This window comes from Nocardia testacea NBRC 100365 (assembly GCF_000308775.1).
GTDB lineage: Bacteria > Actinomycetota > Actinomycetes > Mycobacteriales > Mycobacteriaceae > Nocardia > Nocardia testacea.
In genome coordinates, this window is sequence record NZ_BAGJ01000168.1 from 1 (window position 1) to 16334 (window position 16334).

At 65.7% G+C, this 16334-nt stretch carries 16 protein-coding genes and 4 tRNA genes; 3 read left to right on the forward strand and 17 right to left on the reverse strand.

The features are described from left to right. The 15 genes from ON38_RS22405 to ON38_RS22475 all read right to left on the reverse strand — a co-directional run. On the reverse strand, positions 1-1857 hold a 1857-nt coding region (locus ON38_RS22405), incomplete at its 3' end, for an RNA polymerDNA-directed RNA polymerase subunit B (RefSeq protein WP_506330622.1). A gap of 561 nt (positions 1858-2418) precedes the next feature. Then, complete coding sequence (locus ON38_RS22410; RefSeq protein WP_245564157.1) at positions 2419-3501, reverse strand: ABC transporter ATP-binding protein; 1083 nt, start codon at positions 3499-3501, stop codon at positions 2419-2421. A gap of 259 nt (positions 3502-3760) precedes the next feature. Then, a complete protein-coding gene (gene rplL / locus ON38_RS22415; RefSeq protein ID WP_030525645.1) occupies positions 3761-4141 on the reverse strand; it encodes a 50S ribosomal protein L7/L12 in 381 nt (126 codons plus the stop codon). Positions 4142-4216: 75 nt separating this feature from the next. Next, complete coding sequence (gene rplJ / locus ON38_RS22420) at positions 4217-4756, reverse strand: 50S ribosomal protein L10 (protein ID WP_039826905.1); 540 nt, start codon at positions 4754-4756, stop codon at positions 4217-4219. A gap of 341 nt (positions 4757-5097) precedes the next feature. Then, positions 5098-5661, reverse strand: coding sequence for an NADPH-dependent FMN reductase (locus tag ON38_RS22425; protein ID WP_051165064.1), 564 nt, complete (start codon positions 5659-5661; stop codon positions 5098-5100). Between the two features lie 206 nt (positions 5662-5867). Then, positions 5868-6581, reverse strand: a complete 714-nt coding sequence (gene rplA, locus ON38_RS22430) for a 50S ribosomal protein L1 (RefSeq protein WP_039826906.1) — start codon at positions 6579-6581, stop codon at positions 5868-5870. Positions 6582-6857: 276 nt separating this feature from the next. Then, positions 6858-7292 (reverse strand): 50S ribosomal protein L11, encoded by a 435-nt coding sequence (gene rplK / locus ON38_RS22435; protein WP_039826907.1) that lies wholly within the window; start codon positions 7290-7292, stop codon positions 6858-6860. A gap of 82 nt (positions 7293-7374) precedes the next feature. Continuing rightward, positions 7375-8154, reverse strand: a complete 780-nt coding sequence (gene nusG, locus ON38_RS22440; RefSeq protein ID WP_039826908.1) for a transcription termination/antitermination protein NusG — start codon at positions 8152-8154, stop codon at positions 7375-7377. Positions 8155-8269: 115 nt separating this feature from the next. Next, complete coding sequence (gene secE, locus ON38_RS22445) at positions 8270-8671, reverse strand: preprotein translocase subunit SecE (protein ID WP_039826909.1); 402 nt, start codon at positions 8669-8671, stop codon at positions 8270-8272. A 31-nt stretch (positions 8672-8702) separates the two neighbouring features. Continuing rightward, positions 8703-8775: transfer RNA gene (locus ON38_RS22450), tRNA-Trp, on the reverse strand. Between the two features lie 275 nt (positions 8776-9050). Next, the gene (locus ON38_RS22455) at positions 9051-10103 is read right to left on the reverse strand and encodes a fused (3R)-hydroxyacyl-ACP dehydratase subunits HadA/HadB (protein WP_039826952.1); all 1053 of its coding nucleotides are present in this window, start codon (positions 10101-10103) and stop codon (positions 9051-9053) included. Positions 10104-10437: 334 nt separating this feature from the next. Next, on the reverse strand, positions 10438-10608 hold the full coding sequence (gene rpmG / locus ON38_RS22460; protein WP_011211653.1) for a 50S ribosomal protein L33: 171 nt from the start codon (positions 10606-10608) through the stop codon (positions 10438-10440). A gap of 44 nt (positions 10609-10652) precedes the next feature. Beyond that, positions 10653-10725 (reverse strand) — tRNA-Met (locus ON38_RS22465). A 70-nt stretch (positions 10726-10795) separates the two neighbouring features. Beyond that, a tRNA-Thr gene (locus ON38_RS22470) sits at positions 10796-10868 on the reverse strand. A 195-nt stretch (positions 10869-11063) separates the two neighbouring features. Further along, a tRNA-Tyr gene (locus ON38_RS22475) sits at positions 11064-11149 on the reverse strand. A 195-nt stretch (positions 11150-11344) separates the two neighbouring features. On the opposite strand from ON38_RS22475, the gene ON38_RS22480 reads away from it, so the two are divergent. After that, positions 11345-11836, forward strand: coding sequence for a YajQ family cyclic di-GMP-binding protein (locus ON38_RS22480; RefSeq protein ID WP_039826910.1), 492 nt, complete (start codon positions 11345-11347; stop codon positions 11834-11836). 11 nt (positions 11837-11847) lie between these two features. Here the strand turns inward: ON38_RS22480 and htpX are convergent, their stop codons facing one another. Further along, entirely contained in the window at positions 11848-12717 is an 870-nt protein-coding gene (gene htpX, locus ON38_RS22485; protein WP_039826911.1) for a zinc metalloprotease HtpX, read from the reverse strand. A gap of 654 nt (positions 12718-13371) precedes the next feature. Further along, positions 13372-14394, reverse strand: coding sequence for a polyprenyl synthetase family protein (locus tag ON38_RS22490; protein WP_039826912.1), 1023 nt, complete (start codon positions 14392-14394; stop codon positions 13372-13374). Positions 14395-14602: 208 nt separating this feature from the next. Here ON38_RS22490 and ON38_RS22495 point away from each other — a divergent pair, with 208 nt between their 5' ends. Then, a complete protein-coding gene (locus tag ON38_RS22495; protein ID WP_039826913.1) occupies positions 14603-15874 on the forward strand; it encodes a geranylgeranyl reductase family protein in 1272 nt (423 codons plus the stop codon). Positions 15875-15883: 9 nt separating this feature from the next. Beyond that, a complete protein-coding gene (locus tag ON38_RS22500; RefSeq protein WP_039826953.1) occupies positions 15884-16333 on the forward strand; it encodes a helix-turn-helix transcriptional regulator in 450 nt (149 codons plus the stop codon). Position 16334: the final 1 nt, after the last annotated feature.

The window sequence follows — 16334 nt, forward strand, 5'->3', positions numbered from 1 at the left end:
GCCCACCACAGGGGCTTCGGAACGAATCAACGGCACGGCCTGACGCTGCATATTCGCACCCATCAGAGCACGGTTGGCGTCATCATGCTCCAGGAACGGAATCATCGCCGTCGCCACCGACACCATCTGCCGCGGCGACACGTCCATGTAATCGACCTCGGTGGCCGGGACGAATTCCATTTCCTCGTTACCGCGGCGGCACAGCACCCGGTCCTCGACGAAATTGCCGTCGGCGTCGACCGCGGAGTTGGCCTGGGCCCGGACGTGCCGGTCCTCCTCGTCGGCGGTGAGGTACACGACCTCATCGGTGACGCGGCCGTTCTCCACCTTGCGGTACGGGGTCTCGATGAACCCGAACGGATTCACCCGCGCGTAGACCGACAGCGAACCGATCAGGCCGATGTTCGGGCCTTCCGGGGTCTCGATCGGGCACATGCGGCCGTAGTGCGAGGGGTGCACGTCGCGGACCTCGAGGCCCGCGCGCTCACGGGACAGACCGCCGGGGCCCAGCGCCGAGAGGCGGCGCTTGTGGGTCAGACCCGAGAGCGGGTTGTTCTGGTCCATGAACTGCGAGAGCTGGGAGGTTCCGAAGAACTCCTTGATCGCGGCCACGACGGGACGGATGTTGATCAGGGTCTGCGGCGTGATGGCCTCGACGTCCTGGGTGGTCATCCGCTCGCGGACCACACGCTCCATCCGGGACAGGCCGACCCGGATCTGGTTCTGGATGAGCTCACCGACGGTACGCAGACGACGGTTACCGAAGTGGTCGATATCGTCCACCTCGACCGGCACCTCGACGCCGCCGGGGGCGGTCATCGTACGGTCACCGGCGTGCAGGCGCACCAGGTACTCGATGGTCGAGACGATGTCCTCGCGGGTCAGCACGGACCCGTCGATCGCCTCGCCCGGGTGCAGACCCAGTTTCTTGTTGATCTTGTAGCGACCCACGCGCGCGAGGTCGTAGCGCTTCTCCTTGAAGAACAGGTTCTCCAGCAGGGTCTGCGCGGACTCCTTGGTGGGCGGTTCGCCCGGGCGTAGCTTGCGGTAGATATCGAGCAGCGCCTCGTCCTGGCCGGCCGTGTTGTCCTTCTCCAGGGTGGACATCATGATCTCGGAGAACCCGAAACGCTCGGTGATCTCCTCGGTGGTCCAGCCGAGCGCCTTGAGCAGCACCGTCACCGGCTGACGCCGCTTGCGGTCGATCCGCACACCGACGGTGTCGCGCTTGTCGACGTCGAATTCCAGCCACGCGCCGCGCGACGGGATGACCCGCACGCTGTGCAGATCCTTCTCGGTGCTCTTGTCGACGGAGTGATCGAAGTAAACACCCGGCGAACGCACCAGCTGGGAGACCACGACACGCTCGGTGCCGTTGATGATGAAGGTGCCCTTGTCGGTCATCATCGGGAAATCACCCATGAAAACCGTCTGGCTCTTGATCTCGCCGGTGTTGTTGTTGATGAACTCCGCGGTGACGAACAACGGCGCCGCGTAGGTCATGTCCTTGTCTTTGCACTCGTCGATCGAGGCCTTGACCTCTTCGAACCGAGGATCGGAGAACGACAGGGACATGGAGCCGGAGAAGTCCTCGATCGGCGAGAGCTCCTCGAGCACCTCCTCGAGCCCGCCGACCAGCCCGCCGTCACCGCGAGCGGCAGCGCGCTCACGCCAATCCGGCGTGCCGACCAACCAGGCGAAAGATTCCGTTTGTAGATCGAGAAGTCCGGGCACCTCCAGCGGCTCCCGGATCTTCGCGAAAGACACCCGCAACGGAGCCCCGGGGATACCCCCGGAAACTCCCAGCTTCGTATTGGCGCTTGTCTGGGTGGAGACTGCCAAGATGCGTCCTTCCAGCACCTCACGCGCGTCGCGTGGTGGTCCGCGACCGTCGCTTGTCTGCTACATTTTGGGATTCTCGCTGGTCACGACCCGAACGAGACTCGAACAGCAAACAACGGAAGCAACACCGGAAGGGTGGGACTTTCGTAGTGCGATCAAGGAATGGACAGGAGGCAGCCAGCGCAACGTCCAAACCTACACCTACCTACACGGAGGTGTCAAAGTACCACCCCGGCGAAGCGTTGCGTGGCTGACGCGCCGGGCCGGTTCCGCTGGCTGCGTTCCGGTCCACGGGCGGAGCCTCCGACAACGAATTCGGCGCTGGCGGTCGTCCACTACCGACGGCGGCCGAAGCCGCCACCAATAGCGTGACTGGTCCGGCGAAACTCGTCAAGTGGCCGTGCCGACCTGGCGTCCTTCGGAAGGGCGGCCGCAGTACAAGATCACCAACGCGTCGCCGCATCGGCCCTGTTCCGGCCGGATACGGCGGCCGCAGCGGCCCGGGAACACCCACCCCGGACACGAAACAGCGCGCCGGGTACGAACCCGACGCGCTGCTTTCGGAAACAAGCTTTCTTACACCTTGGGGTACTGCGCGGTGTCGAAATCCGACCCGGGGAAATCGTTACCGCGGTCGCCGGCGCGCTGGCCCGAGTTGTAGGACATGGCCATCGTCTCGTCGTTCTGATCGAGCGACTCGCGGATGGCCACCTGCGCGGCATGCGGCAGAGTGTGCATGATCTCACGTACCCGGTTCTTCCGGCGTTCCACCGCCTGGCGCACCGGCATCCCCGGCTGGGCCTTCATCTGCGGGATGATGCCCTCGACCTCTTCGGCGCCACCGTGGTGATGGCCGGCGTCCACCATCGCCTGCTCGCGCGCCATCTGGGCCTCGTCCTTCTCCTCGGACATACCGATGGGGCCGATCATGCGGCCGTTGAGGAACTGCTTGACCACCGGCTCCTCGCTGGTGAGCAGGACCTCGCGCGGGCCGAACATGACCAGCTGCCGGCGGAACAGCATGCCGATGTTGTCCGGCACGGTACGGGCCAGGTTGATGTTGTGGGTCACGATGAGGATCGTGGCGTCGATCTGGGCGTTGATATCGATGAGCAGCTGGCTCAGATACGAGGTGCGCACCGGGTCCAGACCGGAGTCGGGCTCGTCGACCAGGATGATCTGCGGGTCGAGCACCAGCGCCCGGGCCAGGCCGGCTCGTTTGCGCATACCGCCGGAGATCTCGCCGGGCAGTTTGCCCTCGGCACCGAGCAGACCGGTGAGCTCGAGCTTCTCCATGACGATCTTGCGGATCTCGGATTCGGACTTCTTCGTGTGCTCGCGCAGCGGGAACGCGACATTGTCGAAGAGGTTCATCGAGCCGAACAGCGCGCCGTCCTGGAACAGCACGCCGAAGAGCTTCCGGATCTCGTAGAGCTCCTTGTTGGAGCAGGTGGTGATATCGGTACCACCGATGAAGATGGAGCCGCGCTCGGGCCGGAGCAGGCCGATCAGCGACTTCAGGAATACGGACTTACCGGTACCCGACGGGCCCAGCAGCGCGCTGACCTCACCGGCAGGCAGGGTAATAGAAACGTCCTGCCAAATCCGCTGTGAACCGAACGACTTGGTTACACTCTCGGTCCTGACCTCGACGCCCACGCCAACCTCCACATTTCTCAGCGAGCTACCCGCTTTGCACCACAGACCCGGAAGCGGTGCGTCACGTCACAGCGAGTCCGGCCACTGTAACCCATGGCACGCCCATAGCACACCCGACCTGACCGAAGAGTAACCATGCTTGCCGAGTTCGATACCGCAGAACCGCCGTTAACCAGCGCACGAGAAAAGCGGTCGTAATACGAAGAAAACGGGCGGTCCCCCGTGGGGAACCGCCCGTTTCCGGCAGTGCCGGTCGGTATTACTTGACCGAAACCTTGGCGCCGGCGCCTTCCAGCTTCTCCTTGGCGGCCTCGGCGGCTTCCTTGGCCACCTTCTCCAGGATCGGCTTCGGGGCACCCTCGACGAGGTCCTTGGCCTCCTTCAGGCCCAGGCCGGAGACGATCTCGCGGACCACCTTGATGACCTGGATCTTCTTGTCGCCGGCACCCTCGAGGATGACGTCGAACTCGTCCTGCTCCTCGGCGGCCTCGGCGGCGGCCGGGGCGGCACCCGCGGCGGCGACGGCGACCGGAGCAGCAGCGGTGACCTCGAACTTCTCCTCGAACTTCTTCACGAAGTCGGAGAGCTCCAGCAGGGTCATGTTGCCGAAGGTTTCGAGCAGCTCGTCAACGTTGGCCATTGATATTTCCTTTCGATAGTGAATGTCTGCGCGGGCGAGCCGGAGTCGACCGTTCCGCGAATGAGGACGCGGGTCTTACTCCGCGGCGGCTTCGCCGCCGTCGGCCTGCTTCTTCTCCTGCAGCGCGGCGGCCAGGCGGGCCACCTGCGAGGCGGGAGCGTTGAACAGACCGGCGGCCTTGGCCAGGTTGCCCTTCATGGCACCGGCCAGCTTGGCCAGCAGGACCTCGCGGGACTCCAGATCGGCGATCCGCTCGACCTCGGACACGGACAGCGGAGCGCCGTCCATGTAGCCGCCCTTGATGACGAGCGCCTTGTGGTCCTTGGCGAAGGTCTTCAGCGCCTTGGCGGCGTCGACCGGCTCACCGGAGATGAACGCGATCGCGGTGGGTCCGACGAACAGATCGTCCAGACCCTCCACGCCGGCCTCGGCCGCAGCGCGCTTCACCAGGGTGTTCTTGGCGACGGAGTACGTGGCGTCGGCACCGAGCGCGCGACGCAGTTCGGTGAGCGCGCCGACGGACAGGCCACGGTATTCCGTGACGACTGCGGCCGTCGATTCCTTGAACTGCTCGGCGATCTCCGCGACCGCGGCAACCTTTTCGGGTTTCGCCATACTTCGCCTCCTCTCTGATGTCGGTATGGATATGCCCTACCGAATCAGGGGCCGGCAAAAGAACAAGCGCCCCGAACGCAGAGCGTTCCGGGGCGCGAAAAAAGTATAGGCACGGATGAGCGTGCACATTCTCCAGCCTCGGCTCTCCCTGCGTGGGCCGCCGGCACTCTTGCCGGACCTTCGACCGATTTCAGACGAAATCGGCGACCAACGGTCTTCGGTAGAACGGATTGGTGGTGCCGAACTGGTCGACAACCTGATCGAGCATAGCCGGACACTGCCTCATCTGGCAAAACGGATGCGATAGCCGGATTGACCGGAGCGCGCCGGCTCCCGTCCGCCTAGCGGATACCGGACTCGATGCGGTCGGTGCCGGAGTCTCGACGGCGCGCGGCCAGCCGGCGCACCACCTCGGCCGCGTCGGTCCGGAACACCGGGGAGACGACGAGCCCGTCTTCTCCGATATCGGTCCGCGAGAGGGGCAGGCGCACACAGCTCTGCTCGTCCACTTCGGCCCCGACATAGCCGAGCACACTCGCCAGCGTCGCCGCGGCCCCGTCACCCCGGCCCGGCGCCGCGACGGTGAGCCAGGCGGCCGGCTTTCCGTAAAGATCGCCGGTACCCACGGTCCAGTCCAGGAGGTTCTTGAGACTGCCCGGCAGCGTGCCCGCGTACTCCGGGGTACAGAACAGCACCGCGTCCGCGGCCGCCAGCTGCTCTCGTAACTGCCGCACTGCGCCATGGGCGGGCTCGGGGGCCTCGGGCACGAACGCGGGCAGATCAGTCAGACCGCCGTACCAGCGTGTCTCGACCCCCTCCGGCGCCACGGCCTGCACTGTGCGCAGCGCGGCCGTATTGGTCGACCCGGCGCGTGTACTCCCGGAGATCAGCAAAACCACAGTCACGCAATGCGGCAACCGCCGGCCGCACGAAAATAGTCCGTGCCCCGACGGCCGGGTAGCCGCGGCCGACGGCGACGCCCCGGCATCGACCGGCCGCCCGGACCCACAGCCGCCACCGGAAACGGCGCGGGGGGCGCCCGGATACGCGAAACGGCGGGAGCGTCGGATGACGCTCCCGCCGTTTCGCGGTTCTGTATTCCGGAGAGCGCTTACGCGTCCTCTTCCAGGAGGTTGCGGGTGCGGTTCGGGTCCACCGGGATGCCCGGTCCGGTGTTCGTCGAGACCGTCACCTTCTTGACGTAGCGCCCCTTGGCGGTCGACGGCTTGGCACGCAGGATCTCGTCCAGCGCGGCGCCGTAGTTCTCCACCAGCTTGCTGTCATCGAACGACGCCTTACCGATGACGATGTGCAGGTTGGCCTGCTTGTCGACCCGGAAGTTGATCTTGCCGCCCTTGATGTCGTTGACCGCTTTGGTCACATCGGTGGTGACCGTGCCGGTCTTCGGGTTCGGCATCAGACCGCGCGGGCCCAGGACACGCGCGATACGGCCGACCTTGGCCATCTGGTCGGGGGTGGCGATCGCGGCGTCGAAATCCAGCCAGCCGCCCTGGATCCGCTCGATCAGATCCTCGGCGCCCACGGCGTCGGCACCGGCGGCTTCCGCCTCGGCCGCCTTCTCACCGGCCGCGAACACGATGACGCGGGCGGTCTTACCGGTGCCGTGCGGCAGGTTCACGGTGCCGCGAACCATCTGGTCGGCCTTACGGGGATCGACGCCGAGCCGGATGGCGACCTCTACGGTCGCGTCCGTCTTGGTGGTGGAGGTCTCCTTGGCCAGCCGCGCCGCGGCCAGCGGCGAGTAGAGCTTGCTGCGGTCGACCTTCTCGGCGGCGGCGAGGTACGCCTTGCTTCGTTTTGCCATGTTTCTCTGTCCTGTTTCTATTGGCGGCGTTCCCGGGGCGCTTCGTGGTTACGCAGGCTACCGCCTACGCGCCCGGCGCTCACGCCGCAATGTCGTGGTTCAGCTGTGGTTATCGGGCCTGGCCGGCCCTCCCACCGGAAGCGGGATCGGCGAAATCAGCCGTGTGTGCTGTCGGGTGCGCACACCCGTCGGCGGCACACTCAGCCTTCGGTGCCGGATGGAAGGCTTCGCTACGCCTACGTGGTTACGCTGCGCTACCTACTCCGGCGCTGACGCTCAGCCTTCGACGGTGATACCCATCGAACGCGCGGTGCCCGCGATGATCTTGGCCGCCTGATCGATATCGTTGGCGTTCAGATCTTCCTGCTTGGTCTTCGCGATCTCGCGCACCTGGTCCATGGTCACCTTGGCGACCTTGTTGCGGTGCGGCTCGGGCGAACCCTTCTGCACACCGGCGGCCTTCAGCAGCAGCTTCGCGGCCGGCGGGGTCTTCAGCTTGAAGTCGAAGGACCGGTCCTCGTACACCGAGATCTCGACCGGGATGACGTTGCCACGCTGCGACTCGGTCGCGGCGTTGTACGCCTTGCAGAACTCCATGATGTTGACGCCGTGCTGACCGAGCGCCGGACCGACCGGCGGAGCCGGGTTCGCGGCGCCGGCCTGGATCTGAAGCTTGATGATCCCGGCGAGCTTCTTCTTCTTGGGGGGCATCTTTCTTTCCTAGGGTGTGGTGTTCCTTGCTCTCTGCAAGCTCCGACCCGGGACCCACGGCCCCGGGAAACACAGGCGCCGCCTAGATCTTGGCGACCTTGGTGAATTCCAGCTCGACCGGGGTCTCGCGTCCGAAGATGGAGACGAGCACCTTGAGCTTCTGCTGTTCGGCGTTGACCTCGGAGATGGTGGCGGGCAGGGTCGCGAACGGACCGTCCATCACCGTCACCGATTCGCCGACCTCGAAATCGACCTCGATGGTGGGCTTGGCCTTGACCTCGCCGCCGACGGTCTCGGTACCGGCCGCGGCGGCGGCCGGCGCGGCCGCCTTCTTCTGCTGCGAGGCGGGAACGAGGAATTTCACCACTTCGTTGATGGTCAGCGGCGAGGGGCGCGAGGTCGCGCCCACGAACCCGGTGACGCCCGGCGTATTGCGGACCGCACCCCAGGACTCGTCGTTCAGATCCATCCGGACCAGGATGTAGCCCGGCAGCACCTTGCGGTTGACGCTCTTGCGCTGGCCGTTCTTGATCTCGGTGACCTCTTCGGTGGGCACCTCCACCTGGAAGATGTAGTCCTCCAGGTCCAGGTTCTGCACACGGGTCTCGAGATTGGTCTTCACCTTGTTCTCGTAGCCGGCGTAGGAATGGATGACGTACCAATCACCGGGAGCGCGCCGCAGGACGGCCTTCATCTGCTCGACCGGGTCCGGCTCCTCCGCGTCGGCGGTTGCGGGTGCGGCCTCGTCGGCAGCCTCGGGCTCGGCGTCGGACGCCGGCTCCTCGACGGATACGGCGGCCTCCTCGGCCGTCTGATCGTCGACCGGGAACTCGTCGGTGGTGTCGTTCTCCGGGGTGCTCACTGGGCACTCGCTTCCTGTGTCGTCACGTGCATCCTCTGCGTGCCGGGTTCGGGCGCGGCGGGGACTTGCGTCCGGCCCGCGGCGCGGATCGGTTCACGGCGCCGGTGTCACCTGGCTAACCGAACAACCAGTCGACACCCTTGATGAACGCCAGATCCAACCCGCTGATGAACGCGACCATGAAGATCACGAACACCAGAACAACGGTCGTATAGGTGACCATCTGCTTCCGGTTGGGCCAGATAACCTTCCGCAGTTCCGCGATCACCTCACGCAGGAACTTGAACAAACGCACGAACGGATTGCGTGACCGTTCGCGTTCGCCGCGGCCGGACTTCGTCTCGGCCTTGCGGGTGGGCCGATCCAAGGTCGCGAGCGAACCGGTATCGGACGCGGAGGACGAGACGGATCGACCACGGCGAGCGGAACGCTTTCCGCTCGGCCGCTGCACGGCGGCGGTGTCATCGCCGTCGTCGGCGCCATATCCGCCGCGGCGCGTGTCCCGCTCGTCGGTCACGTCGATCCTCTCTCGTCGCCGTTATCCAGGGCAGGGGCGACAGGACTTGAACCTGCAACCTGCGGTTTTGGAGACCGCTGCTCTGCCATTTGAGCTACGCCCCTTCGGCTGAACCGGACTGTCGTAGGGTCCAGCCACATGCGATATTCAGTTGTCGGTGCTGGTGTCACACAACACGCGCGCCGCCCCGGCAGGTGCCGGCCCCGTCGGCGGGGCCGGTGCGACCCGTCGGTCCGAGCCTACTCAGCCGGTACGGCCACTGGTCGGAAACCCCGCCTGGAACCAGCCTTGCAGAGCAGCGCGCATCGGCTGGTGACCCCAGAAACCCGAGTGTACGGCACGGTCGGCGGCAGAAGCCAATCAGGGTCGCTCGACCAGGTCAGGACAACCGGACGGTCGCGGTGGCCCGGCCGAAAATCTTGCGCCCCTCGGATTTCGCCACGATGGCGATCACGGCGGTCTTCGTTTCCGGATCCATGGACTTGATCTTGCCGGTGAACTCGACCTCGGCCGGCTCGGTGGCGCTCACGAACACGGGACTGGTGAACCGGACGTTGTACTCCGTGACCGCGCCGGGATCGCCCAGCCAGGATGTGATGAAACCGCCACCCAGGCCCATGGAGAGCATGCCGTGCGCGACACAGTTGTCCAGATCCACCATCTTGACGACCTCGTCACTCCAGTGGATGGGGTTCGCGTCGCCGGAGACACCGGCGTAGTTCACCAGGTCACCACGGGTCAGCTGGACGATGCGGGTGGGCAGTTCGTCACCGACGGAGACGTCGTCGAAGCGCCGGGCGAACCGGGTCGGCACCACGTCGCCGACGGCGGGCGCCGGAACGACGTGCCGGGTGCGCGGGGTGTGATCGGGGACCGCCGCGTCCATTCCGTGCATGAGCACCTTGCGGACTGCCTCGTTGAGATTCGGGTCGATATCGCCGCCACTACGGCCGACCAGAGTCGTGTAGGTGGTGAGCACGAGCTCGTCGTGCTGGTCGGTGACAATGTTCTTGGTGACGATGATGTCGCCGCCGAATGCCTGCCGGAAAGAGTGCAGGTGCACATCGCAGATCAACTGGTCGCCGACCACGATCGGGCGGTGGAACTCCAGGATCTGGTCGGTCTGCATGATCTGGCTCAGGTCGTAGCCGGTGACGACCGTCTCGAACAGTTTGCGCTGTGCCAGGATTCCAACGAGGGAGATGAAGGTGAGTGGGGCGACCAGACCGTCGTAGCCGTACTCGAGGGCGACATCTTCGTCCCAGTGCGCCGGATGGCCGTCCTGTACGGCGCGCGCGTATTCGCGCACCTTCTCGCGGCCGACCTCGTAGTAGTCGTCGACACGATAGTGGTGACCGACCATGGCGGCCGCGTGGGCGGCGGGATCGAAATCCGTATCCGTCGCGACCGCTTCGTCTGTACCGGTGTTGATTGTCACGGGAGGACTGTACCTATCTGACCCCGCAGCACGGAGTCTGCACGGCGGCTGGGCGTCGGGCCCGTAGATAGAGTCGGCGTGACCGAAAGGGCCGAGCAGCCGCCTGATCATCACCGCGACCGGCGATCGGCCGCAGTGTCGGTGGTTCGCGCAACCACCACAGGACCAGGACGCCGCCGTCGAGTAGGAATACGAACCCCGCAGCGCCCCGGCCGCCGGACCGGGGTCCGGCGAAGACCTACCACCGTGGTGCTGTGAACATCCGACACGCCGTAACCGCGCGCGGACGCTCGGGACCCGCTGCTACCGCAGCGGCCTCACGCGAGGATCAGCGAGATTCGCGATGCGCCCGGTGCGTACCACAGTTCGGGCAGAACTTCTTCAGTTCCAGCCGGTCCGGGTCGTTGCGCCGGTTCTTCTTGGTGATGTAGTTGCGATGCTTGCACTGCTCGCAGGCCAAGGTGATCTTTGGCCGGACATCGGTGGACTTCGCGGCCACGATATGCCTTCTTTCCGGTCAACCAGAGGGTCAATCAGTATGGGTAGCGATGGCCGGACTCGAACCGGCGACACAACGATTATGAGTCGTTTGCTCTACCGCCTGAGCTACACCGCCTTATACGCCATCTGCGACGGCGACGCCGCGGCTTGGAGTGCCGAGTCGGGACACCACCGGCAATCCGGCGAGCCCCCTAACGGAATCGAACCGTTGACCTTTTCCTTACCATGGAAACGCTCTGCCGACTGAGCTAAGGGGGCACGACCTCTCGGCAGCGGGAACCGACGAAGTCCTACCCGTTGCCTCGAAGACTTGAACGAGAGTACACACTGACCACCGAGAGCACCAAACCGGGTGGTCAGAGCTTGTTTCTGACGAGCGAACCTGCTTCCGCCGAAGCCCGGACCACTCCGGACGAAGAAAACCCCCGCCGGTTTTCACCGGCGGGGGTTTCCTGGTGGCAGGTGTAGGATTCGAACCTACGTAGGCTTTCACCGACAGATTTACAGTCTGCTCCCATTGGCCGCTCGGGCAACCTGCCTCGTACCGCACTTTCGATCTTCCGATCACTTTCCCAGTGCGCAGAGCAGGATACAACGAACCCGCACCCCGAATGCAAACCCGCTGGCCAGATCCCCAGAACTGCCCCGATCACCATGGCCGCACAGCGGCGCCGCACCGACCAGGTAGCTTGCGTAAGCACCCAGGGTGATCCAACAGTGAACAGGAGCGCAGTGTGGCCGATTCATCATTCGACATCGTCAGCAAGGTCGAGCGGCAGGAGGTCGACAACGCCCTGCACCAGGCCGAGAAGGAACTGAACACCCGCTACGACTTCCGGGGCACGGGCGCGGGCATCGAATGGTCCGGCGAGGACAAAGTGGTACTCACCGCGGAATCGGAGGAGCGGGTGAAGGCCGCGCTCGAGGTGTTCAAGGAAAAACTCATCCGCCGCGATATCTCGCTCAAGGCCTTCGACGCCGGCGAACCCGTCGCCTCCGGTAAGATCTACAAGATCACCGGGACATTGGTCCAGGGCATCGATTCCGAGCACGCCAAGAAGATCTCCAAGAAGATCCGCGACGAAGGCCCCAAGGGGGTCAAAGCGCAGATCCAGGGCGATGAATTACGCGTCACCAGCAAAAAACGTGACGATCTGCAAGCCGTCATCGCACTGCTGAAGGGCGACGATTTCGGAATCGCTCTGCAATTCGTGAACTACCGCTAGCGGGCCCGCCTTCAGCGGCCGGCCATCTGCTCCAGACGGGCGATCCGTTCCGCCATCGGCGGGTGCGTCGAGAACAACCGGGCCATCCGATCACCGGCCCGGAACGGATTGGCGATCATCAGATGCGACTGCGCGGTCAGCCGGGGTTCGGGCGGCAACGGCGCCGCCTGCACCCCGAGCTCCAATTTGCGCAGCGCCGACGCCAGCGCCAGCGGATCGCCGGTCAGCTCGGCGCCTGATTCGTCGGCCTGGTACTCCCGCGACCGCGACACCGCCAGTTTGATCAATCCCGCGGCGATCGGGCCCAGCAGAGACACCAGCAGAACACCGAAGATATTCGGCCCGGAATCACCCCGATTCCCGCCGAACGCCGCCGCGAAATACGCGAAATTCGCCAACCCGGAAATCACCGCGGCCATAGCCCCCGCCACCGAGGAGATCAAGATGTCCCGGTTGTAGACATGGGAAAGTTCGTGACCCAGCACGGCCCGTAATTCGCGCTCGTCCAGGATCTGCAGAATACCGCTGGTACAGCACACCGCCGCATGCCGGGGATTACGCCCGGTGGCGAACGCGTTCGGGGCATTCGTGGGACTTATGTACAGCCGCGGCATGGGCTGTCGCGCAGTGGTCGCCAGCTCACGCACTATCCCGTAGATGGCCGGCGCCTCGATCTCGCTCACCGGCTGCGCCCGCATGGCCTTCAGCGCGAGCTTATCGCTGTTGAAATAGGCGTAACCGTTCATCGCCACGGCGATGAGTACGGCGACGACCAGAATGGTCGTGTTCCGGAACGCTGCCCCCGCCAGGACTATCAGCGCGGAGAGCCCGACCATGAGCCCGAACGTTTTCATCCCATTCGCAAACCCGTGCCCGTGCATAGCACTCCTGTATACGTGGCGCGCGACCGGACGCGCGAGTTTCGGCCAGAACCGCTACAGGAGGAGAACGAGCTCTGGCCCTACGGAGTTCCTGCTGTGTTTTTTGGCGGCGCCTTCGGCGCCGCGGGGTCGAGGCCCCCTCGGTCCCGCCGTTCAGACCTCGAGACTTGCGATGTGCGGTGGGCCGTCCATAGAGCGCGACCATTGAGCACCTTCGGCCAAGGAGCGACGGGACTCGCCACTTTCCCGGCCACGCCGAACTCGGCACCAAGAGGGTGCTGCTACTGGTGAAAGCGATCGGACGCCAGGCCGCCTGAGCGGTCGAGTCGGCATCCGTTCCGGACATCGAATGCCGACGCAACCCCATGTGTCGAGTCTTACGAGACACCTCAAAGGGTTGAGGCCCGTCTCGCCGTTTCGGCCTCGAAAGCGCCCGCGCGAAGCGCAAGTCTCGAGGCCGAAACGGCGAGACCAAGGGGGCCTCAACCCCGCGCGCGCCAGCGCGCCAAAAACACAGCACCTTCGCGAGCGAGCCCACCTCTCACCTTCACGACCGAGCCCACCTCTCACCTTCGCGAGCGAGCCCACATCCCACCTTCACGAGCAGCCCACATCCCCACCTTCACGGACGTTCCCGCGCCAGGCACCGAATATTCAGCCGACCCGTTCGATGGTGTACTGGACCAGCTTGACCAGGGCGTCGTTGGCGGGCCCCGCGGGGAGGGCCTTCAGTTCCGTGTGAGCGATGTCGGCGTATTCGCGAAGCTTCTCCTTGGCCCGGGTCATACCCGGCGAACGACCGAGCAGTTCCAGAGCCTCGGCCACCTCGGCATCCGATTCCAAAGGTTTCGCCAGCAGGGTGCGGAGACGGTCGCCGTCGGGGCCCTCGTCGCGCAGGGCGTACAGGACGGGGAGGGTATGGACGCCCTCGCGCAGATCGGTGCCCGGGGTCTTGCCGGACTGGGCCGATTCGGAGGAGATATCGATGATGTCGTCGGAGATCTGGAAAGCGGTACCGACGGCGTCACCGAGGCGGGCGAGGCGCTCCACATGGTCGGTGTCGGCCCCGGAGAAGGTCCCGCCGAAACGGCCGGAGGCCGCGATCAGCGAACCGGTCTTCTCCCAGACCACGCGCAGATAGTGGGCGACGGGGTCGCTCTCTTCGCGGGCGCCCATGGTTTCGCGCATCTGGCCGGTGACCAGTTCGGCGAAGGTTTCGGCGATGATGCGGACGGCGTCGGGGCCGAGGGTGGAGGTGAGCCGGGAGGCGTGCGCGAACAGGTAGTCCCCGGCGAGAATGGCCACACTGTTGCCCCAGCGGGAGTTGACGCTCGTCGCGCCGCGCCGCATGGTGGCCTCGTCCATGACGTCGTCGTGGTAGAGCGTGGCCAGATGGACGAGTTCGACCACGGTGCCCGCGGTGACGAGGTCGGGATCACCGGGACGGGGGCCGAGCTGGCCGGTGAGGATGGTGAACAGCGGCCGGAATCGCTTGCCCCCGGCCTTGGCCAGGTGCAGCGCGGCCTCCTGGAGGAAGGCCGCCCCGGAGGACAGTTCCTCTACCAGCAGTTTCTCTACTTCGTCGAGGCCGTTGCGTACGGTCTCGGCGAGCGCGGGGTCCCCGAGGTCCACCCCCGCCACCACCGTGCCGGCTTCGCTCACAGCAGATGTGCTCATACCTTCTCCCAAGGATGCGTCCGACCCCACGGTGATGAACCTAGCGTGTTCACGTCGGAACGCCCATGAACACCATCACTGTATTGCTCGAGCATGAGCGTGGGCCCTGCGTGGTCACACTGCGCTACCGCCTCCGGGCCTGACACGCTCATGCAGTGCACCGTACCGCCATCGACATCACCGTCGGCGACCTGTAACTATTGACCGCATGGGTGCACCCGAAGCCACACCTTCCGAAGCCGACCGGGACGCGCTGCCCGCCCACGTCGAGGTGCTGGTGGTGGGGGCGGGCCCCGCGGGTTCGGCGGCCGCGGCGTGGGCCGCGCGCGCGGGTCGCGATGTGCTGCTGGTGGATTCCGCGATCTTCCCCCGGGACAAGACCTGCGGTGACGGCCTGACCCCGCGCGCCACCGCGGAACTCGAACATCTCGGGCTGGGGGAATGGGTGCGCGCGCACACCGTCAACCACGGTCTGCGGATGACCGGTTTCGGAGCCGAGGCATTGCTGCCGTGGCCGGGTGGTTCGTTCCCCACCTACGGCAGTGCGATCCCGCGCACCGAACTGGACGACAAACTACGCGATACCGCGGTGAAATCCGGGGCGCGGATGCGCGACGGCGCGAAGGTCGTGGCAGTGGCGCGCGACGGCAACCGGGTGACCGGGGTGACCGTGCGGGTCGGCGCCGCTGCACACGAGATCGGCTGCCGGACCCTGCTCGTGGCCGACGGGGTGCGCTCCCCGGTCGGCAAGCTGCTCGGCCGCACCTGGCATCGCCGCTACGCCTACGGGGTGGCGGCGCGCGCCTATATCTCCTCCGGCCGCAGCGACGATCAGTGGATCACCTCACATCTGGAGTTGCGCAATGCCGAGGGTGACCTGGTGCCCGGTTACGGCTGGGTTTTCCCACTGGCCAACGGCGAGGTGAATATCGGCGTCGGCTCGCTGGCCACCGAGCGCAGGCCCTCCCATATCGCCTTGAAACCGCTGCTCGAGCATTACACGGAGCTGCGCCGCGACGAATGGGAACTGAGCGGCTCGGTGCGCGCGGTCTCCTCGGCGCTGCTGCCGATGGGCGGCGCGGTCTCCGGTATCGCGGGCCGCAACTGGGCGCTGCTCGGCGATGCCGCCGGCTGTGTGAACCCGCTGAACGGCGAGGGCATCGACTACGGCCTGGAGGGCGGGCACATGCTGGCCGGGCTGTTGGACGAGCCCGACCTCACCCGGGTGTGGCCGGAACTGTTGCGCGCGAAATACGGCCGCACCTATTCGGTGGCGCGGCGGATCGCCGGTCTGGCCACCCACCCGCGGATGGTCCCGCTCGGCGGCCCGCCGGTGATGCGTTCGAAGTTCCTACAGCGCACCGCGGTCCGGGTGATGGGCAATCTGGTCACCGACGAGGATGTGGATTTCACCGCCCGCGCGTGGCGCACGGCAGGCCGGGCGTCGATGCGGTTCGACGACCTCGCGCCCTTCGGCTAGGCCGCCGTGGTGGTGCGGCCGGTACCGCGGGATCTGCTCCCGCATCTGCGGCGGGCACGTGATCTCGTCGATCGTGAATACGCCCGGTCGCTGGATCTGGACGGTATGGCCGCGGCCGCCGGGGTGTCGAAATACCATTTCCTGCGCTGTTTCGCGGCCACCTACGGCAGGACCCCCGCGGTGTATCTGGCCGAACGCAGGATCGAGCGGGCGCAGGATCTGCTGCGGGCGACCAACACCACGGTGACCGAGGTCTGTCTGCTGGTCGGCTACAGCAGTCTGGGTTCGTTCTCCCGGAAATTCACCGAACTGGTGGGTGTCTCACCCTCGGAATACCAGGCGAAATTCGCCGACGGAGCACCTCGTATCCCGGGCTGTTACATCTTCATGCACGGGTTGTCCGACCGCCGGCGCGATACCGCAATTTCGGAGAAGCCGGGCGGCCCGGCACGCCCATAGT